This window comes from Mucilaginibacter sp. L196 (assembly GCF_009765905.1).
GTDB lineage: Bacteria > Bacteroidota > Bacteroidia > Sphingobacteriales > Sphingobacteriaceae > Mucilaginibacter.
Genome location: NZ_LMUO01000019.1, coordinates 762,893 through 781,478 on the forward strand (window position 1 = coordinate 762,893; position 18,586 = coordinate 781,478).

An 18,586-nucleotide genomic window follows, 5' to 3' on the forward strand; every position below is an offset into this window, starting at 1 on the left:
GTCGAGAAGCTGAAAGGTTAAAGGATGACGATTAAAGTAAAAAGGCTAAAGATATGAATAACAACCTTTAGCCTTTCTCCTTTAATTTTTACCTTCTCTTAAATTCGTTTAATATCAGCGCCTAATGCTATTAAGCGTTCGTCGATATGCTGATAACCACGTTCTATTTGCTCAATATTATAAATGGTTGATTTCCCTTGTGCCGATAAGGCAGCAATCAATAAAGAAACACCTGCACGAATATCAGGCGATGTCATCGAGATACCACGAAGCTTAACCTGATGGTCTAAACCGATTACTGTTGCACGATGCGGATCACAAAGAATGATCTGGGCGCCCATATCCAATAATTTATCCACAAAGAATAAACGGCTCTCAAACATTTTTTGATGGATCAGCACTGATCCTTTAGCTTGTATGGCTACAACCAGTACAATGCTTAGCAAGTCAGGAGTGAAGCCTGGCCATGGTGAATCAGCAATAGTCATGATAGAACCATCAATGAATGTTTCAATTTCGTAATGTTCCTGTGCGGGAATGTAAATATCATCGCCCCTGAGTTCCAGTTGAATACCTAAGCGACGAAATACATCCGGAATCATCCCTAACTCTTTGTAGTGAACATCCTTAATAGTGATCTCCGAACCCGTCATGGCTGCTAAACCAATAAATGAGCCAATCTCAATCATATCCGGCAACATTCTATGCTCTGTTCCACCTAAATATTTCACACCCTCAATAGTCAGCAGGTTTGAACCAATGCCGGATATTTTTGCACCCATACGGTTAAGCATTTTGCAAAGCTGTTGCAAGTAAGGTTCGCAGGCGGCATTATATATAGTTGTTGTGCCTTCGGCTAATACTGCTGCCATTACAATGTTGGCAGTACCGGTTACTGATGCTTCGTCCAGCAACATATAAGTGCCTTTTAAATTAGAGGCATCTACATTAAAAAATCCGTTTTCAGGATTGTAAGTAAATTGTGCGCCAAGTTTTTCAAAACCAAGGAAGTGTGTATCCAATCTACGGCGACCTATTTTATCGCCCCCTGGTTTAGGAATTGATGCTTTACCAAAGCGGGCCAAAAGCGGGCCGACTATCATGATAGAGCCACGAAGGCCACCACCTTTTGATTTAAATGCTTCCGATACAAAAAAGTCTTGATCGATATTTTTAGCTTCAAAGCTATAAGTGTCGGGCGCTAAACGCTCAACCGTTACACCCATATCACCAAGCAATTCAATCAACTTGTTTACATCTTTAATATCAGGAATATTACTGACGGTAACTTTTTCGGCAGTTAGTAAAACTGCCGAAAGTATTTGTAAAGCTTCGTTTTTTGCACCCTGCGGGGTTATTTCGCCTTTTAAGCGCTTGCCACCAATTATTTCAAAGGCGTTATCCATATATGTAGAGATTCGTTGTTAATGGTTCAATATTCATGGCCATTAATGCAATATAAATGGCCTGTTATGCTGCAAAGATTAAAATAAATCCTTGACTAACCATCAACTATCAGCCACGAAATATGAACAAAAAATACAATTAATATTTGCGTGTGCCGCCTCCGCCACCACCGCCGCTGTTACGGTTACGGTTGTTTTGATTGTTGTTGTTGCGCGGATTGTTATTATTTGTGCGTCCACCGCCGCCGCTGCTACCGCCACGGTTATTTTGGTTGGTTCGGCCCCTGTTGTTATTGTTTGTGTTATTTTGAGGCGCAGGGCGATATTCTACACGGTTTAGGTTAATGCCTTCTTCAGCTTTTAACTCACCACCCGACATTGCATACAGATCTGACAATATACTTTCGTCAGTAACAGAATCTTTATTCCATTGTACATAAGCCATTTTCATAAAATTGGCTATGGATTGAATCATGTATTTTTTACGCTCAGGCTCTTCAATAGCCTTAGCCTTTTCAATCATCAGCTCAATGGTTTTACCATAGTGCTTGTATTTGATGCGCTGATGGGGGTAACGCAAAGGCTTTGGTTTCATATGCACAGCCTCAGGTGTTGGCTTTGGATAGGGTGCATCAACATCAATCTGGTAATCAGAGATGATATGCAGGTGATCCCAAAGTTTATGTTTAAAGTCGGCAACATCGCGCAGGTGCGGGTTTAAAAAGCCCATCAGGTCAATAACTACCTGTGCATAGCGGTTGCGTTCTTCTTTTGTTGGTAACGCTACAATATACTTAACCATATTTTGCACGTTACGGCCATACTCCGACAGGATTAATTTATTCCTGGTTGAATTATAATCAAATATAGGCGTGTTGTCTTGAGCCATATAATTTTATGTTTTATGAAAGTTTTAAATTTAGCCAGGAATCTTTCCCGGATTGAACGGTACAGACGGCTAAAAATTGAATTATTATTTTAACGAAGAAGCACAAATGTAATGTATTGCATCCAAACAACAAAATTGATAATTAAGGATTTATGTTTAGATATAAAAGATTAGTTAAATATTGCAAATATGGCAGAGCGTAGGGCGAAATTAATTAGCGCTTAATATAAATGACAAACTAGCGTTAAGTATAAATTGTAAATTAGCGTTAGAAAAATACTATAAATGGCAGAGCAAGTTAAGATCATCAAAATTGATATTTACAGGTTTAGTATACCGATGGTGCCGTTTACCATTGCAACGGGCACAATGGATCATGCGCAGAATGTGTTTATACGGGTGCATACCGATGCCGGATTTTACGGTGTAGGGGAGTGCTCGGCTTTTCCGATGATTGTTGGCGAAACACAAGATACCTGCTTAGTAATGGCTCGAGAGTTTGCTAAGTTATGGATTGGTATGGAGGCTTTGGATATTGAGTGCCGACTAAAACAGTTAGATGATTTTGCTGCTGGAAACACCACTATAAAAAGTGCTTTCGATATGGCGCTTTATGATATTGCCGCCAAAAATGCGAATGTTCCCTTATATCAGTTTCTGAATGGATTGAGGCGGATTGTAGAAACAGATATTACCATAGGTATTGCCAGCCCGGAAGAAATGGCCAAAAAGGCTAAAGAATTTAAAAGCTTAGGAGCTAAAATATTAAAAGTAAAACTAGGTAAGGGAGCTGTTGAGGATATTAAACGGATAAAACATATCCGTAAAGTTGTGGGTAACGATATGAAGATTCGCATCGATGCTAACCAGGGCTGGAGTTTTGATGCAGCGGTTTTTGCTTTGCAGAGTTTGGGCGATTATGATATTGAATTTTGCGAACAGCCTATGCGCTCGTGGAAGGATGATCGCCTGCCCGAGTTAATGCGCCTATCACCGGTTAAAATTATGGCTGATGAAAGTGTTTATAATCACCACGATGCCAGGAGGCAGATCAATAGTCGCTCGTGCGATTATATTAATATCAAGCTGGCAAAATCAGGCGGGATATTCGAAGCTATAAAAATTCATGATGTAGCTGCTGAGAAGGGTATTGCATGTATGATGGGTGGTATGCTGGAGAGCCGTATCGCTTTGAGTGCTAAATTGCATTTTGTATATGCCAGTCCCAACATTAAGTTTTACGATATGGACACCTGCATGCTCGGTCACAAGGTTGATCCATGTGTAGGCGGAGTAACCTATGATGGTTATTTATTAAGTATTAATGATGCCGTTGGTATTGGAGCTGATGCGGATGAAGCCTTTTTGAAAGGATGTGAGAAGATCGAGATTAAATAATATTTCTATCTTACAGAAATAAGAAAGGGCGCCATTTTAAGACGCCCTTTTTCTATTATTTACTCTCGCTTAATTCAGCGAAGTATTTATGAAATAATGGGATGGTTTCTATCCCCTTATAATAATTGTATATATCATATTTCTCATTTGGCGAGTGCAACGCATCGCTATCCAGTCCAAAGCCCATTAATACGGTTTTGATGCCCAATTCCGCCTCAAACAAAGCTACAATTGGGATGCTGCCACCGCCGCGTGTCGGGATAGGCTCTTTTCCGAATGACTCCGCGATTGCTTTTTGCGCTGCTTTGTAGGCAATGCTATCTGTAGGGGTAACCACCGGTTCGCCGCCATGATGCGGAGTTACGGTTACTTTTACAGATGCCGGTGCAATGCTTTCAAAATGCTCAGTGAATAATTTAGTGATCTCTTCTGAAGTTTGGTTAGGTACCAAACGCATCGAAATTTTCGCGTTCGCTTTTGATGGCAATACAGTTTTCGCGCCTTCGCCAATGTAACCACCCCAAATGCCGTTTACTTCAAGGGTAGGGCGGGTGCCGGTACGCTCTAATGTGCTGTAACCTTTTTCGCCCCAAACTTCGGCTATGTCAAGGTCTTTTTTATATTCTTCCTCATCATAAGGCGCAGCGTTAAGCGCGGCACGTTCTTCAGTAGTAAGATTGATCACTTTATCGTAAAAGCCTGGGATGTTAACATGATTATCTTCATCATGTAATGAAGCAATCATTTTAGCCAATATAGTTGCCGGATTAGCAACCGCGCCACCATATACACCAGAGTGTAAATCACGATTTGGGCCGACAACTTCAACTTCTAAATAAGATAACCCACGCAAACCGGTTTCTAACGACGGGTTCTCCATGCTGATCATAGATGTATCGGATATCAGTACCACATCAGCTTTTAAACGGTTCTTATTTTCTTTAACAAAAATGCCCAGGTTGTTTGATCCAACTTCCTCTTCACCCTCAATCATAAATTTAATATTGCAAGGCAGTGTGTTGGTTTGCATCATTAGCTCAAAAGCTTTTACATGCATATAAAACTGTCCTTTATCATCACAAGCGCCACGTGCATATATTTTGCCATCGCGTACGGTTGGTTCAAAAGGTGGGGTTTTCCATAATTCTAATGGGTCTGCCGGTTGTACGTCATAATGACCATATACTAAAACCGTAGGTTTTGATGCGTCTATTATCTTTTCGCCATAAACAATAGGGTATCCTGCTGTTTGGCAAACCTCAACCTTTTCGGCGCCTGCGTCTACAAGTTTTTGAGCAACGTAATCAGCTGTTTTTAAAACTTCGGGTTTGTATTTGGGATCAGCGCTTACAGATGGGAAGCGCAATAAGGCAAATAGTTCGTCTAACAAACGCTGTTTGTTAGCTTCTACATACTGTTTTATAGTCTGCATAAATATTGATTTGCTGCAAATATACTTTATTGCGGCTGTCATGTAAAGATGAGATGGATTTAATTATCCGATAGCAGACGGGGGTATTTAAAACGAAAATGCAACCTGTATGCTTATCGCATACAGGTTAATTATATCTTTCGGCAATAATTAATCAGCTGTTGCCAGATCTGATTTAGGACCGTTTAATGTTTTTACTGCAAAATCAGCAGTGTTAGTTTTTAAAGTTGTTGCAGTAGTTGTTTTATTTTCTTTTGCACTTAAGCAATATGCTGTTAAGCCTGATGATATTATTAATGCTGCTACTATAATGGTCTTTTTCATGTTTTCGAATTGATTGGGTTTGATAATAAATTAACTGACATTAAGAAAGTCTTGCATCAGCAGTCCCCTGATCTTTTTTATCAGTATTAGCTAACCTTGCATCAGCAGTCCCCTGATCTTTTTTATCAGTATTAGCTAACCTTGCATCAGCAGTACCCTGATCTTTTTTATCGGTATTAGCTAATCTTGCGTCAGCAGTCCCCTGGTCTTTTTTATCAGTATTAGCTAATCTTGCATCAGCAGTACCCTGATCTTTTTTATCAGTATTAGCTAATCTTGCATCAGCAGTACCTTGATCTTTTTTATCAGTATTAGCTAATCTTGCGTCAGCAGTACCCTGGTCTTTTTTATCAGTATTAGCTAATCTTGCGTCAGCAGTACCCTGGTCTTTTTTATCAGTATTAGCTAATCTTGCGTCAGCAGTACCCTGATCTTTTTTATCAGTATTAGCTAATCTTGCGTCAGCAGTACCCTGGTCTTTTTTATCAGTATTAGCTAATCTTGCATCAGCAGTACCCTGATCTTTTTTATCGGTATTAGCTAATCTTGCATCAGCAGTACCCTGATCTTTTTTATCGGTAGAGTTTATTAATTGAGCTGTGTTGTTTTTTTCTGAATATCTAACTGTAGTAAAAGATGAAACTAAACCTGTTGTTAAAAATAATGCTGATACTATAAATACTTTTTTCATGATTATATTTTTTAATTTTTTGATTCTTATTTATGTGTTATTTAACTGTAGTGTTATTGTATATTTTATATGAATTAATCAGCGCTGCCCAGTTCTTTTGCGTTGCCAAATACACTCATCTTAATTGTGCTGTGAATGATATGCACACTATTATATTTTGTATGTAGAGAAAACACACCTGTTGTGAAAATTACTGCTGCTGCGATGATGATCTTTTTCATATTTTTAGTTGTATTGAATGATTAGGGTTGTATGTTTATTAATAATAGTTAGTCTCCGCTTGCTAATTCTTTACTATCAGCGGAAAACGAATTTTGTATAGCTGCTTTTACAACTACTTTTGGTGTGTTGTTAATTTTAACACGTGATGCTAATGCACCTGTTGTGCAAACTAATGCTGCTGCGATGATGATTTTTTTCATGATTTTTTTATTTTTTTTAATTTCTTGATTCAATTAATAATTAGTCTCCGCTTGCTAACTCTTTACCGTCTGTTGCAAGATGTTGTGTTTCTGTAATGTGTTGTGTTTCAATGTTTGTTTTAGGTGTACTGTTCAACTTAACTTGTGATGATAGCGTACCTGTGATTAAAACAAATGCTGCTGCGATAATGATCTTTTTCATGATTTTATTTTTTAATATTTTAATTTTCTTAATTCAATTTATAATGAGTCCCCCCGCTCGCCGATTCCTATCATCTGTCGTAATATATTGTATGATAGGGGTGACGTTTAGGTTAACCTGTGATGATAATGCGTTTGTAATTAAAGCTATTGACACTGAAATAATGTTTTTTCATAACTCCATTTTTAATATTTTGATTTTAATTGTTAGTGTGACTTGTATGTAATATTTTGATTTTCAAATAATTATAACACTTTAAAAGCTTATTTGATTGTATTCGTGATAAGTATTTTGCATATGGTTTTATAACATAATATTAAACTGTAGCTAGCAATAACTAAGAGTAAAACAATGTGTTGTAATTTAATATCATTCTATTTAAACAAAAAAATGAACCTTTTTCTAATTCATTCGTAATAAGCTTGGGTTAAACTATGTATATAATAAATCAACAATTGATAAAAAATTGATTATCAATCGCTTGGTGAAAGCAAATATAAATATATGATACAACATTTTGTTGTAAAAATGAATATCGTTATATTATCAATTTATATATAAATATATGCTATATTGGTATGTTTTCTAATTTTTGTAGAAATTAACTCTTACGAAAGTATTTAATGAAGAAAGTTTTTACGATAGTCTTAACATTATTATTCGTTTCTGTGTTTTATGCACACGGGGCAAGTATCACCGTTTCGCAAGATACCAGCGATGTAAATAGCTTGAATAAAGGGGCATATGATACCAGGCTTACCAACCCTGAGCAAACGGTTATTATGGCTAACAAAGCTTTGGCGCTGGCAATAAAATTAAATTATGATAAGGGGATTGCGGAGGCTTATCGTACAATTGGTATAGGGCAATATTATTTAAATATGTCCGAAGAATCTATCAATAGTTATTTTAGCGCACTAACTTATTTCCTGAAAATAGGCGATGAGAGAGGCGAGGCAAGAGTTGATAATAACATTGGTAACTTATATAAAGACGACGATTATGACAGGTCGTTAGATTATTTTAATAAGGCTTTAGCAATTGGAAATAGGCTTTCCGATAAGTCAATTATAGCTTCAGCTTATCTTAACTTAGGTAATTTTTATTCAAAAAAACAAGGTTTTAATGAAGCATTAAAGTACTACAATGATAGTAAATCGCTATTTAGTGACTTAAAAGATTCGGTAAATATTATTCAATCATCACGAAATATCGGTGTAGTGTATTTTAAGTTAAATCAATTAGACTTAGCTGAAAAGTTATTAACTGATGCTAATAAAAGGTCTAAGGAAAGAGATTTAAATGAATCTGTTGCAAGTATCGATCTTACCCTGGCCGAGCTTTATATCAAAACAAATCAGCTTGATAAAGCCGAGAATACAGTAGCAGAGGGATTAATTTATTCAAATATTATAAAGGATAAAAAATTAATTCGGGATTTTATTTATACGGATTATGAACTAGAATATAAGCGTAAAAATTACTTGAAATCTTTAGGCTATTTAAAAGAAGTATATCTTAGAGATAGTGTAGATGGAAAAACTAACTTTACATCACAATTAAACTTGTTTTTAATAAAAAACAAACAAGAAGCAGAACAGAGAATTAACGAACTTAATGTACAACGTATACAATACGAAAACGTGAGGTTTTGGGGAGCAGCTACAGCGGCTGGCTTATTTTTAGTTGTAATAGCTTTATTGGTAAATAACGTGAAACGTAAATCCAATACAAATGCCCAACTTACGCAACTTAATAGTGAGGTGTCGCGACAAAAAGATAATCTTGACCGTGTAAATCATCACCTGGAAGAGATTATTGATGAGCGAACCAAGGATCTGCAAATAAAGAATAAAAAACTTTCAGAATATTCTTCATATCTATCGCATCAAATAAGGGGGCCGATAGCTACGTTAAAAGGATTAATGAACCTTGAAAAAGAAGGCCTCGTAGATAAAAAGGAGTGTATTAATATGATGGATAAGTGCGTGTCAGAAATTGACGAAAAGATAATTGAAATGAGTGATATGATGCACGACTCTAAAAGTATATTATAAATTTTAGAAGCTCATCTGTTAAGAAACCATCGGCCAGTTTGCATGTATTTGGGCCTCTAATAAACCCAGATATACACAGTACCAGGATATCATATGTAATATTAGTAATTCTGCGTGTTTCTTGTAGCCCTTTGTTTCAAATGCGATAATTTTCTTACCAGCGGTAACAAAAAATCTAACCTCACCTTTGCTGGGTTTAAATTTAGATTTTATTGAATTATAAACCGTGACTTTTAATTTTGTATTTGGGTCATGAATAACACTATCCTTAAGTGTTTCATTATTTGCAATTGATAACAGGTAATTTTCCATAACACTTGTTTTTGTAACAGGTGCTGCAATTCTTACTCCAAAATCATTATACGGGTGAATTAAGGCGAAAGTTTATCGAATATATTATATTATTAACCCCCATTTAAAAAATTTAAATGAGGATTAATGCATTCATTGAAAAAACTGTTATATTTTATTCTAAAAGTGTCGTTTTTTATAAACAGTTAGCAATTACACAGCTATTGCAGTTTTATTTCTCAGCTCTTCATAAAGCAATATTACTTTACGTTGTAAAGTGGCAATCTCAGTTTCGCGATCTAGTAGTTTCTTTTGGGCAATGCTAAGATGAGAAGGTTCGTGCTCCGCTTCTTTGATATCCATGGCTAATAAATAAACCACGCTAACTTCAAATACATTGGCAATTTGCTCCAGTCGTGATAAATTAATATCAGTAACACCGGTTTCGATTTTTGAAAAAGCAGGAATTGAGATACCCAAACGATCTGCAACATCTTCCTGGCTCCATCCTTGTTGATGGCGAAGAGTCCTGATGTTCATGCCAACAGATTTGTTAGTCTTCTTTTTTGCGTTGTCGTTCATTTTAATTATCAATTAAATTAGTTAGTGAAAAGGGCTACTATTGGTTAACTAAAGTTATGCCAAGTTTAATTTAATGTGATGGTAGACGAAAACAGCGTAATTGGGGAAATAAAATTAACATAATGTGCAATTATTTCCCCAATTAGTGTGGCGGGCGGTTAAGTTGACTTAGCTGCCAATTATGCATAATTTGGCGAATTTTAGCAATAATTGCTTCTGCCCAATTTCTTTAAAGAATATAGTTGCTTTAACGTCAGGTTTTTTTCCTTCTAAGCTAATGACTTTTCCAAATCCGAAACGTTCGTGTTCAACTTCCATTCCCACCTGTAGGTTTGAAGTATCTGAAGGTGCAAATCCTGGGGATGGCACATGTGCCTTTGCCAGCAGAGATGTGGTTTTTACCGGAGGAGTTGTTGCTGCTTTTGGCTTAGAGAATGTATCACCTCCTTTTCTGCTCCAGGTTTCACGTTCATCATCAAAAAACGAACTGCTTGCTTTCTCTGGTTTCGCGGTAAAATCAAGTTCAAGGTATCTTGCATCAACTTCATCCAAAAAGCGACTAGGTTCACAATTAATCAGCGTGCCGAACTTAAAGCGTGAAGTGGCATAGCTAAGCGTAAGTCTATTTTCAGCACGTGTTATCGCTACATAAAACAGGCGGCGTTCTTCTTCCAGGTCTGTACGCGAATTGAGCGCCATTTGTGATGGGAATAGATTTTCTTCCAATCCAACTACATGCACCTGTTTAAATTCAAGCCCTTTGGATGAGTGGATGGTCATCAAAGAGACAGTATCTGCATCCTTGTTTTTATCGTTATCATCATTAGTAAGCAAGGCAATATCCTGCATAAAAATGTCAAGGCCTTTTTCCTCAATATCTTCTCGTTCAGAAAATTCCTTTATACCATTAAGCAACTCCTGGATGTTTTCGTATCGGTTAAGCCCTTCTACAGATTTGTCCGCGTACAAGTCTTTTAACAAGCCCGAATGCTGGGCAATATGCAATGCTGCCTCATAAGCCGAGAGTGATTTAACGATCACCTGGAAGCTTTGGATCATTGTAGCAAAAACACTAACTGCTGCTGATGTACGCCTATCTAAATATTGTGATGGGTTGATGGTCACTTCAAATGGTGTAATGTTATTCTGATCGGCGCTTACTATAATACGGTCTACAGTAGTGTCTCCAATACCGCGGCGTGGGTAATTTATAACACGCTTAAGTGCTTCTTCATCATTCGCGTTAAAAGTAAGGCGGAAATAAGCGATCAAATCCTTGATCTCTTTACGCTGATAGAACGATAAGCCTCCATATATTTTGTAAGGTATGCCCAGTTTACGTAGGGCCTCCTCCATTGAACGCGATTGTGCATTGGTACGGTACAGGATAGCAAAATCATGCCATTTCAAGCCGTGTGTAGTGCGCTGAAACATAATAGCTTCAGCAACTTGCTTGCCCTCCTCATTATCGCTGAAGGCGCGCATTACCTTTATTTTATCACCTGCTTCTTTCTCAGAAAAAACATTCTTTTTAAGCTGTTCTTTATTATTAGCGATGATGCTATTGGCAACATTTACAATATTTTGCGTAGAACGGTAGTTCTGTTCCAGCTTGAATATTTTCAAATCAGGGTAATCCTTCTCAAAGTTTAATATGTTCTGAATATTAGCACCACGGAAAGCATAGATACTCTGCGCGTCATCACCCACAACACAAATATTCTCATTAACGGCCGCCAGTTTTTTAACGATCAGGTATTGCGAAAAGTTAGTATCCTGATACTCATCCACCATCAGGTATTTAAACTTATGCTGATATTTATTTAGTACTTCAGGGTATCTTTTGAGCAGCTCATTGGTTTTATAAAGCAAATCGTCAAAATCCATTGCTCCGGCGCGATAGCATCGTCCTGCATAGGTTTCGTAAATTTTGCCTAACTGACCACGTCCACTTGAAAAATCATCGGCTTGTATCTGGTCGTTTTTTTGATATTCCTGCCAGGATACGAGGTTGTTTTTTGCTGCCGATATACGGTTAAGCACCAGGTTTACGCTGTAAAGTTTATCATCAAGGTTCATTTCTTTTAAAATAGCCCTTAATACGCTTTTGCTATCATCGGTATCGTAAATGGTAAAGTTGTTAGGATAACCAAGTTTATCAGCCTCAACACGTAGTATCTTCGAAAAAACAGAGTGGAAGGTACCCATCCAAATGTTTTTGGCTTCCGGCCCAACCAGGTTTATGATACGCTCGCGCATTTCGCGGGCTGCTTTATTAGTAAACGTTAATACTAATATATTAAATGAGTCAACGCCATTACGAATCAGGTGTGCCACACGATAAGTAATAACGCGTGTTTTACCCGATCCGGCACCTGCAATAATCATTACCGGGCCCTTAATTTGCTCTACTGCCCCGCGTTGTTCCGGGTTTAATCCCTCTAAATAATCCAAATCTTTTTCCTCTTTTCTATATGGCGAAATTAAGGTTTTGCCCTGAAAGCTGAAAGGAAGATTAGCGATTAGTGGTCATTGATTTTAATGTTTGGAGGCGGGTTTACCATTTAGTTAATTAACCGTATTTTTGCAGCAATATGAAGATGCCCAAACTTGTCGACCTGATTTTATTTGAAAACGATGATATAATTGTGGTGAATAAACCGCCGTTCATCAGCTCACTGGATGAGCGTGAGGGTGGCGACATCAATATGCTGCGTTTAGCCAAGCAATATGTAGAAGATGCACAGATCTGCCATCGCTTAGATAAAGAAACATCCGGCGCTTTAATTATCGCCAAAAATCCCGAGGCTTATCGCCATGTCTCTATGCAGTTTGAAAAACGACAGGTTAAAAAGGTTTATCATGCTGTTATAGAAGGTACACACGTTTTTGAAGAACTATTTATTGATTTACCTATACTTAACGTTGGTAAAGGAACTGTAACCATAAGCAGACAAGAAGGTAAACGTGCTGAAACCTGGTTTCAGTCATTAAAATATTTTAAACACTATACTTTGGTAGAGTGTCGCCCGGTAACGGGCCGTATGCATCAGATCCGTATCCACTTGGCTACTCAACGTGCATCAATAGCGGGAGACGAGATGTATAAAGGTAAGCCGGTTTTTCTATCGTCTATCAAACGTAAATATCATTTAGGTAAAGATCAGGAGGAATTACCTATTATGAAACGTTTTGCCCTGCACGCTTATGAGGTTACTTTTAAGTTACTTGATGGTACACCGATAACTATACACGCACCATATCCGAAAGATTTTGAAACACTGCTTAAACTATTGGAAAAGTTTGATGCATAACTAGATATAAAACAAAAAAGGAAACGCAATAAGCGTTTCCTTTTTTGTTTTATATTACTGGCTTCAGTTTATAACTGAAGCCTCCGGATCAGGTAAGTTTATAACTTACTTAACCTTTAAAGCATTATTCTCCCTGTTATCATCAGGTATAGCATGATCAGGGTCGATGGTTACGTTTTCTGCCTCAGAAGTTGTAGGTATGGTAAAAGTGATCACTTTATCCTGTAGCCAGGTCTCAACCGGCAGTTTCATACGGTATTTGCTACCGTCTTTTAGTTTAACCTCAATAGTAAAAGGCATAGCCATTTCATCTTTGTTAGCAACGGTTACCTGTATACCGTTCTTAGGGCCTTTGTCTACATAACGGGCATCAATTAAAGCCAGGTCTAACTTATAATTATTATAGAACCAACCTTTCCAAAACCATGACAGATCCTCACCTGCGCCGTTATCCATCGATCTGAAAAAATCATCAGGTTGTGGATGTTTGTATGCCCATTTATGGATATAGTTACGGAAAGCATAATCAAATCTGTCTTTGCCAATGATCTGCTCACGCAACAATTCCAAACCAAAAGCAGTTTTAAAATATGTAATAGAGTGACGGTATTTTTCAGCAACGCCATCAGCAGGCGTCATAATCGTAATCGCATCAGGATCGCTAATAGTTGGTACTATTTCATCGGCCGGATATCCGCCCTTAGGCGCATATTCACCATCGCGCTTTGGCGCGTATTCTCCTTTATTAAATTCGTCAGAAGCATAGATGTCGATAAAGGTATTTAAGCCCTCATCCATCCAGCCATAACGGCGCTCGTCAGACCCAACAATCATCGGGAACCAGTTGTGGCCGATTTCATGTGCGATTAACGCAAACAAATCTTTACCACTTGCTCTGTAATCATCAAAGGTAATACCGGGGTATTCCATTCCTCCGGCAATTCCGGCTTCATTAACCGCGTTTGGATAAGGGTAAACAAACCATTTTGCCGAGAAGTATTCGATAGAACCCTTCAAAAATTCTGTTGCACGAGTCCAGGCAGTATCACCTACACTCTCCACCGGATAAACCGACATCGCCATTGATTTTTTTCCTTCGGGGAGATTGATTCTTGCCGCATCCCATATGTAAGCCTTGGATGCACCAAATGCAACATCGCGGGTATTATACATTTTAAAATGCCATGTTAACGTTCCTTTGCGTGTTGATGGAGCTATAACATCACTCAACGGGCGAATCATTACCGTTTTATCGCTATTGCGGGCTTGTGCAAGCCTGTTTATCTCTTTTATGGTCAATACCTCGGTTGGGTTTACCAATTCGCCTGCTCCAGCCACAAGCATGTCAGCAGGTGCCGTTACTGAATAATCGATGTCTCCATACTCGCAATAAAACTCGCCACTACCCAAGAAAGGCAGGGTATCCCAGCCATGCGAATCATCATATACGCACATGCGCGGAAACCATTGGGCAACTTCGTAAATCTTGCCATTCTTGGTGTCAAAATAATCATTACGACCACCAAAATCAGCAGGCATGGTATAGTGATATTTAATCAGGATGCTGATCTTCCCGCCATTGGGAATTACCGCGTCTTTCAAACGGATCTGCATACGGGTATCAGTAACCACATAATCCGCTTTTAAAGTTTTGCCGTTTTGTACAATTTCTACCGATTCAAACTCATCGCCATTGGTATGTTGCTCAGGTTTTGGAGCAAACGGGGTATAATAGTTTGAACGGGCATCTTTTTTATAAGTATTTTGATCTAATTGCAGCCACAGATACTGAAGCGCATCAGGACTATTATTGGTATAGCTGATAACTTCGTTATCGCTTAATACCTTGGTAACGGTATCAATATTAGCTTTTAATTGATAATCAACTCTATTCTGCCAGTACTTAGGGCCTGGTTCACCATTAGCGGAATGGAATTCATTACCCTTATCAGTATAAAACATCGGGGTAAATAGTAGCGATGGGTCGTAATTAGAGGAAATGGTATCGGTTTGATTTGCCATTCGGTGCCGGCGTTGCGCTTGTGCTGAAAAGGTTAAAAAAGCAAGCATCGCAAGGCCGATAAGTTTCAGTTTCATAAGAGTCAGTTATAGGGGAGCAATATACAAAGGATACAGGTGAAATTTAAAAAAGAAGCATAATAGATTATTGTCAATGTTATAAAAGGGAGTTATCTTTCCGAGAAAAACAACAATTTGCACTTTCCAGTAAATATTCCTGTAGGTAAAGCCTTCATTCCAGTTCACTTCGTGTGCGAAACCTTAGCTTATTTTATAGGCTATCGCTACTATATGTATCTGCGCAAAAAGCAAACGGATAATATTAGTGATGACAATCGCCTTATTATTTTTATTGCGGCAGCAGCGGGTGCATTTTTAGGATCCCATATTGTTGGCGTATTGGAAACCCCATCTTTGCTAAACCATTTTGGAATCATTTATTTTTTAGGAAATAAAACTATAGTAGGAGGAATGATAGGCGGTCTGATTGCTGTTGAGCTGATAAAAAAGCAAATAGGGGTAACAACATCTTCAGGAGATTTAATGGTTTATCCGTTAATACTGGCGATGATAATTGGCCGTGTTGGTTGTTTTTTAGCTGGTTTAGATGACGGTACTTATGGCAAACCATCTAATTTACCATGGGCCATAAATTTTGGCGATGGTATTCACAGGCATCCAACTAATTTATATGAGATTATATTTTGGTGTATATTGTGGGTGATACTTTTATTTGTTGAAAAGCACCATCATTTGGTAAATGGCGCCAAGTTTAAAATATTTCTATCCAGCTACCTGGTGTTTCGCTTTATGGATGAGTTTATCAAGCCTGACTACTTTTTTAGCTTTGGTTTATCTGTAATACAATTGGTTTGTTTGGGAGGGATTTTGTATTATTATAAAGTTTTTCTACAGCCTTACAAATTAATTAAACCTGATGCCTGAACGCCCGTATATTTATTATGATTTTACTTTAAGCATATGTTCCACCTGTTTACGCCGGGTGGATGCGAAAATAGTTTTTGAGAATGAGAATGTTTATATGCTTAAAAACTGTAAGCAGCATGGTTTTGAAAAAGTTTTAATAGCAACCGATATAGAATATTATAAAAATTGTCGCAACTACGCCAAGCGTAGCGAAATGCCATTAAAGTTTAACGCCAAAACACATTATGGGTGTCCATACGATTGTGGTTTATGCCAAGATCACGAACAGCATTCATGCCTCACTGTTATCGAAGTTACGGATCGGTGTAATTTGAGTTGCCCTACTTGTTACGCTATGTCATCACCAAGCTATGGTCGACACCGCACTTTGGCCGAGATTGAACAGATGCTTGATGTAATTGTTGAAAACGAGGGCCAGCCCGATGTGGTACAAATAAGTGGCGGCGAGCCTACTGTGCATCCGCAGTTTTTTGAAATACTGGATATAGCCAAAACTAAACCCATTAAACATTTAATGGTTAATACTAACGGCGTTAGAATAGCAAAAGATGAAGCTTTTGTTAAACGTTTAGCCACCTATGCCCCAGATTTTGAAATATACCTACAGTTCGATTCATTTAAAAAAGAAGCACTTGAGCTATTAAGGGGTGAAGATTTAAGAGAGGTAAGAATTAAGGCTCTCGAAAATCTTAACAAATACAATCTATCCACAACACTTGTCGTAACGCTACAAAAGGGACTGAATACTGATGAAATAGGTGCAATTATTGAGTATGCATTAAAACAGCCTTGTGTGCGCGGCGTAACATTTCAACCAACACAACAAGCAGGGCGGTTAGATAATTTTAACCCGGAAACTGACAGATATACTTTAACTGAAGTTAGATCTGCAATTTTAGCGCAAACCGACATTTTTAATGCCAATGATCTGATACCGGTGCCTTGTAACCCAGATGCACTGGTAATGGGATACGCACTAAAATTAGGTGGGCAGGTATTCCCATTAACACGGATGATAAATCCTGATGACTTGTTGGATAACTCGAAAAATACCATTATTTATGAGCAGGATGAGCAATTGAAAATGCATCTGCTAAATATGTTCAGTACCGGGAATTCTGTTGATAAGGCAAAAGAACATCTGGCATCAATAATGTGCTGCCTGCCGGAGATTGACGCACCAGGCTTAGGATATGATAATCTTTTCAGAATTATTATTATGCAGTTTATTGATGCGCAAAACTTTGATGTTCGCGCTATAAAAAAATCATGTGTGCATATTGTAAATAAGGATATGCAGATTATTCCCTTTGAAACTATGAATATTTTTTATCGAGACGATAAACGAGAATATCTTGAACAACTAAGAAATGAAATTGTTGTATGACAGAAGAAAATAATAACAAAGAAAAGCCAATTAGCAATGGTTATATCATTGGTTTAAATATTGGATTGCTTGCAATATATACGGTCATTTCAAAAGTAATTGAAGGCGGAATAATTATTGATGCACTTTTAATCGCCATTCATTTTTTAATATGCCTATTTGCCGCCGCAATTGTACAAAGATGGGTTTGGGCATTAGCCGCTTTGGCAATTTTACTTATTGGGTTTTCAACTTGTGTCTCACTAATGGGAAATACTCTATAATGATTTTAAAGCCTCTGCCAAAACACCCTCTTTTAATGAATAGGTAGACATTAAGATCTCTGAAACTCTCAGTTTTTTCATCACAAAGCGGGTGATCAGTGATGCGGAAACAATCATGTCTACCCGGATTGGAATAATTCCTTTAGTGCTTTCGCGATCCTGATGAGATGAGGCGATGAGCCAATCGGTGATATTGATAAATTCCTGCGGAGCAAATTTATATTTCCTGTTCTTTTTCAGGTCGAACTCATTACCTTTTTGTAGCTCAATAACCTCGGCAAAAGTTTCAAATGCGCCGGATGAACCTATAATGTTCGCTATTTCAATGTTTTTAATACCATCAAAAAAGGAGGGAAGCGTTTGTTCCAAATAGTTGTTCATCTCCTGTATTGATGTTTCCGGTATTGGATCGATTTTGTGAAACTTATCCAGCATGCGGGCAGCGCCTATTTCAAAACTTTGCTTCCAGATGATCTGTTCATCGTTCCCCAAAATAAATTCAACACTACCACCGCCTATATCCAATATCAGGGAGTTTTGTTTGGATAGGCAATTTCCGGCTTTTACACCTTCATAAATATATTCTGCTTCGCGATCACCGTCAATGGTTTCAATTTCGATGCCGGTTTTTGCTTTTACTTCGTCTATAAAATCCTTACCATTAGCCGCGCTGCGCAGGGCGGAGGTAGCGATTGCGCTAACGTGTTCAGCATTAAATTCCCCAATCCGTTCGTTAAACTGAACCATGGTATCAACACCACGCTTATAAGCAGCCGGTTGTATAATGCCATTGTTTATACCACCTTCGCCCAAGCGTACAGGTACGGTGGTATGGTAAAGTTCTTCAGGGTTGGCAGCATCCCCACGGGCTATCAGCAAATGAAAAGTATTTGTGCCAAGGTCCATTACAGCAACGATACTGCGGCTGGCTGATGACGGCGTTTGTTTATCAGTCATAATT

General features: G+C 38.0%; 19 protein-coding genes. 6 read left to right on the forward strand and 13 right to left on the reverse strand.

Going from position 1 to position 18,586, the window contains the following annotated elements; genetic code table 11:
* Positions 1 to 98: 98 nt before the first annotated feature.
* Together murA and GSQ74_RS19630 are read right to left on the reverse strand one after the other, a co-directional pair.
* Positions 99 to 1,406 (reverse strand): UDP-N-acetylglucosamine 1-carboxyvinyltransferase, encoded by a 1,308-nt coding sequence (gene murA, locus GSQ74_RS19625; protein ID WP_158995904.1) that lies wholly within the window; start codon positions 1,404 to 1,406, stop codon positions 99 to 101.
* 139 nt (positions 1,407 to 1,545) lie between these two features.
* Positions 1,546 to 2,295, reverse strand: coding sequence for a DUF4290 domain-containing protein (locus GSQ74_RS19630; protein WP_158995905.1), 750 nt, complete (start codon positions 2,293 to 2,295; stop codon positions 1,546 to 1,548).
* A 285-nt stretch (positions 2,296 to 2,580) separates the two neighbouring features.
* On the opposite strand from GSQ74_RS19630, the gene GSQ74_RS19635 reads away from it, so the two are divergent.
* Positions 2,581 to 3,693: a mandelate racemase/muconate lactonizing enzyme family protein gene (locus GSQ74_RS19635; protein ID WP_158995906.1), complete on the forward strand. Its 1,113-nt coding sequence runs from the start codon at positions 2,581 to 2,583 to the stop codon at positions 3,691 to 3,693.
* A gap of 55 nt (positions 3,694 to 3,748) precedes the next feature.
* Here the strand turns inward: GSQ74_RS19635 and GSQ74_RS19640 are convergent, their stop codons facing one another.
* The 6 genes from GSQ74_RS19640 to GSQ74_RS19665 form a co-directional block, all read right to left on the reverse strand.
* The gene (locus GSQ74_RS19640) at positions 3,749 to 5,125 is read right to left on the reverse strand and encodes a dipeptidase (protein ID WP_158995907.1); all 1,377 of its coding nucleotides are present in this window, start codon (positions 5,123 to 5,125) and stop codon (positions 3,749 to 3,751) included.
* Between the two features lie 150 nt (positions 5,126 to 5,275).
* A complete protein-coding gene (locus tag GSQ74_RS19645; RefSeq protein ID WP_158995908.1) occupies positions 5,276 to 5,449 on the reverse strand; it encodes a hypothetical protein in 174 nt (57 codons plus the stop codon).
* 40 nt (positions 5,450 to 5,489) lie between these two features.
* Positions 5,490 to 6,140, reverse strand: a complete 651-nt coding sequence (locus GSQ74_RS19650; protein WP_158995909.1) for a hypothetical protein — start codon at positions 6,138 to 6,140, stop codon at positions 5,490 to 5,492.
* Positions 6,141 to 6,214: 74 nt separating this feature from the next.
* A complete protein-coding gene (locus GSQ74_RS19655) occupies positions 6,215 to 6,361 on the reverse strand; it encodes a hypothetical protein (RefSeq protein WP_158995910.1) in 147 nt (48 codons plus the stop codon).
* Positions 6,362 to 6,409: 48 nt separating this feature from the next.
* Positions 6,410 to 6,562, reverse strand: a complete 153-nt coding sequence (locus tag GSQ74_RS19660; RefSeq protein ID WP_158995911.1) for a hypothetical protein — start codon at positions 6,560 to 6,562, stop codon at positions 6,410 to 6,412.
* Between the two features lie 40 nt (positions 6,563 to 6,602).
* A complete protein-coding gene (locus GSQ74_RS19665) occupies positions 6,603 to 6,764 on the reverse strand; it encodes a hypothetical protein (RefSeq protein ID WP_158995912.1) in 162 nt (53 codons plus the stop codon).
* A 782-nt stretch (positions 6,765 to 7,546) separates the two neighbouring features.
* Between GSQ74_RS19665 and GSQ74_RS19670 the strand changes: the two genes are divergently transcribed.
* Positions 7,547 to 8,821: a tetratricopeptide repeat protein gene (locus tag GSQ74_RS19670; RefSeq protein WP_216846787.1), complete on the forward strand. Its 1,275-nt coding sequence runs from the start codon at positions 7,547 to 7,549 to the stop codon at positions 8,819 to 8,821.
* Positions 8,822 to 8,839: 18 nt separating this feature from the next.
* Here GSQ74_RS19670 and GSQ74_RS19675 read toward each other — a convergent pair whose 3' ends face one another.
* From GSQ74_RS19675 to GSQ74_RS19685, 3 genes are all read right to left on the reverse strand, one after another.
* Complete coding sequence (locus GSQ74_RS19675; RefSeq protein WP_158995914.1) at positions 8,840 to 9,133, reverse strand: hypothetical protein; 294 nt, start codon at positions 9,131 to 9,133, stop codon at positions 8,840 to 8,842.
* 192 nt (positions 9,134 to 9,325) lie between these two features.
* Positions 9,326 to 9,694 (reverse strand): helix-turn-helix domain-containing protein, encoded by a 369-nt coding sequence (locus GSQ74_RS19680; RefSeq protein ID WP_158995915.1) that lies wholly within the window; start codon positions 9,692 to 9,694, stop codon positions 9,326 to 9,328.
* 168 nt (positions 9,695 to 9,862) lie between these two features.
* Positions 9,863 to 12,148 (reverse strand): ATP-dependent helicase, encoded by a 2,286-nt coding sequence (locus GSQ74_RS19685; protein WP_158995916.1) that lies wholly within the window; start codon positions 12,146 to 12,148, stop codon positions 9,863 to 9,865.
* A gap of 140 nt (positions 12,149 to 12,288) precedes the next feature.
* Between GSQ74_RS19685 and GSQ74_RS19690 the strand changes: the two genes are divergently transcribed.
* On the forward strand, positions 12,289 to 13,008 hold the full coding sequence (locus GSQ74_RS19690) for an RluA family pseudouridine synthase (RefSeq protein WP_158995917.1): 720 nt from the start codon (positions 12,289 to 12,291) through the stop codon (positions 13,006 to 13,008).
* 105 nt (positions 13,009 to 13,113) lie between these two features.
* On the opposite strand, the gene GSQ74_RS19695 is transcribed toward GSQ74_RS19690, so the two are convergent.
* Positions 13,114 to 15,105, reverse strand: a complete 1,992-nt coding sequence (locus tag GSQ74_RS19695; protein WP_158995918.1) for a M1 family metallopeptidase — start codon at positions 15,103 to 15,105, stop codon at positions 13,114 to 13,116.
* A 171-nt stretch (positions 15,106 to 15,276) separates the two neighbouring features.
* Here GSQ74_RS19695 and GSQ74_RS19700 point away from each other — a divergent pair, with 171 nt between their 5' ends.
* From GSQ74_RS19700 to GSQ74_RS19710, 3 genes are read left to right on the forward strand one after another with little or no spacing between them, the layout of a single operon-like run.
* Complete coding sequence (locus GSQ74_RS19700) at positions 15,277 to 15,972, forward strand: prolipoprotein diacylglyceryl transferase (RefSeq protein ID WP_216846788.1); 696 nt, start codon at positions 15,277 to 15,279, stop codon at positions 15,970 to 15,972.
* On the forward strand, positions 15,965 to 17,362 hold the full coding sequence (locus tag GSQ74_RS19705; RefSeq protein ID WP_158995919.1) for a radical SAM protein: 1,398 nt from the start codon (positions 15,965 to 15,967) through the stop codon (positions 17,360 to 17,362). The genes GSQ74_RS19700 and GSQ74_RS19705 overlap by 8 nt, the downstream gene beginning before the upstream one ends.
* Complete coding sequence (locus GSQ74_RS19710; RefSeq protein WP_158995920.1) at positions 17,359 to 17,625, forward strand: hypothetical protein; 267 nt, start codon at positions 17,359 to 17,361, stop codon at positions 17,623 to 17,625. The genes GSQ74_RS19705 and GSQ74_RS19710 overlap by 4 nt, the downstream gene beginning before the upstream one ends.
* Here the strand turns inward: GSQ74_RS19710 and GSQ74_RS19715 are convergent.
* A complete protein-coding gene (locus GSQ74_RS19715; protein ID WP_158995921.1) occupies positions 17,620 to 18,582 on the reverse strand; it encodes an exopolyphosphatase in 963 nt (320 codons plus the stop codon). The two genes, GSQ74_RS19710 and GSQ74_RS19715, sit on opposite strands and share 6 nt — an antisense overlap.
* Positions 18,583 to 18,586 lie beyond the last annotated feature (4 nt).

Bases quoted from the DNA above. Each gene is read 5' to 3' on its own strand.
- GSQ74_RS19665 (WP_158995912.1), bottom strand. From the start codon at position 6,764: ATGAAAAAGATCATTATCGCAGCAGCATTTGTTTTAATCACAGGTACG.
- GSQ74_RS19635 (WP_158995906.1), top strand. From the start codon at position 2,581: ATGGCAGAGCAAGTTAAGATCATCAAAATTGATATTTACAGGTTTAGT.
- GSQ74_RS19690 (WP_158995917.1), top strand. From the start codon at position 12,289: ATGAAGATGCCCAAACTTGTCGACCTGATTTTATTTGAAAACGATGAT.
- GSQ74_RS19715 (WP_158995921.1), bottom strand. From the start codon at position 18,582: ATGACTGATAAACAAACGCCGTCATCAGCCAGCCGCAGTATCGTTGCT.
- GSQ74_RS19675 (WP_158995914.1), bottom strand. From the start codon at position 9,133: ATGGAAAATTACCTGTTATCAATTGCAAATAATGAAACACTTAAGGAT.
- GSQ74_RS19660 (WP_158995911.1), bottom strand. From the start codon at position 6,562: ATGAAAAAAATCATCATCGCAGCAGCATTAGTTTGCACAACAGGTGCA.
- GSQ74_RS19710 (WP_158995920.1), top strand. From the start codon at position 17,359: ATGACAGAAGAAAATAATAACAAAGAAAAGCCAATTAGCAATGGTTAT.
- GSQ74_RS19630 (WP_158995905.1), bottom strand. From the start codon at position 2,295: ATGGCTCAAGACAACACGCCTATATTTGATTATAATTCAACCAGGAAT.
- GSQ74_RS19680 (WP_158995915.1), bottom strand. From the start codon at position 9,694: ATGAACGACAACGCAAAAAAGAAGACTAACAAATCTGTTGGCATGAAC.
- GSQ74_RS19705 (WP_158995919.1), top strand. From the start codon at position 15,965: ATGCCTGAACGCCCGTATATTTATTATGATTTTACTTTAAGCATATGT.
- GSQ74_RS19645 (WP_158995908.1), bottom strand. From the start codon at position 5,449: ATGAAAAAGACCATTATAGTAGCAGCATTAATAATATCATCAGGCTTA.
- GSQ74_RS19655 (WP_158995910.1), bottom strand. From the start codon at position 6,361: ATGAAAAAGATCATCATCGCAGCAGCAGTAATTTTCACAACAGGTGTG.
- GSQ74_RS19670 (WP_216846787.1), top strand. From the start codon at position 7,547: ATGGCTAACAAAGCTTTGGCGCTGGCAATAAAATTAAATTATGATAAG.
- GSQ74_RS19695 (WP_158995918.1), bottom strand. From the start codon at position 15,105: ATGAAACTGAAACTTATCGGCCTTGCGATGCTTGCTTTTTTAACCTTT.
- GSQ74_RS19640 (WP_158995907.1), bottom strand. From the start codon at position 5,125: ATGCAGACTATAAAACAGTATGTAGAAGCTAACAAACAGCGTTTGTTA.
- GSQ74_RS19650 (WP_158995909.1), bottom strand. From the start codon at position 6,140: ATGAAAAAAGTATTTATAGTATCAGCATTATTTTTAACAACAGGTTTA.
- murA (WP_158995904.1), bottom strand. From the start codon at position 1,406: ATGGATAACGCCTTTGAAATAATTGGTGGCAAGCGCTTAAAAGGCGAA.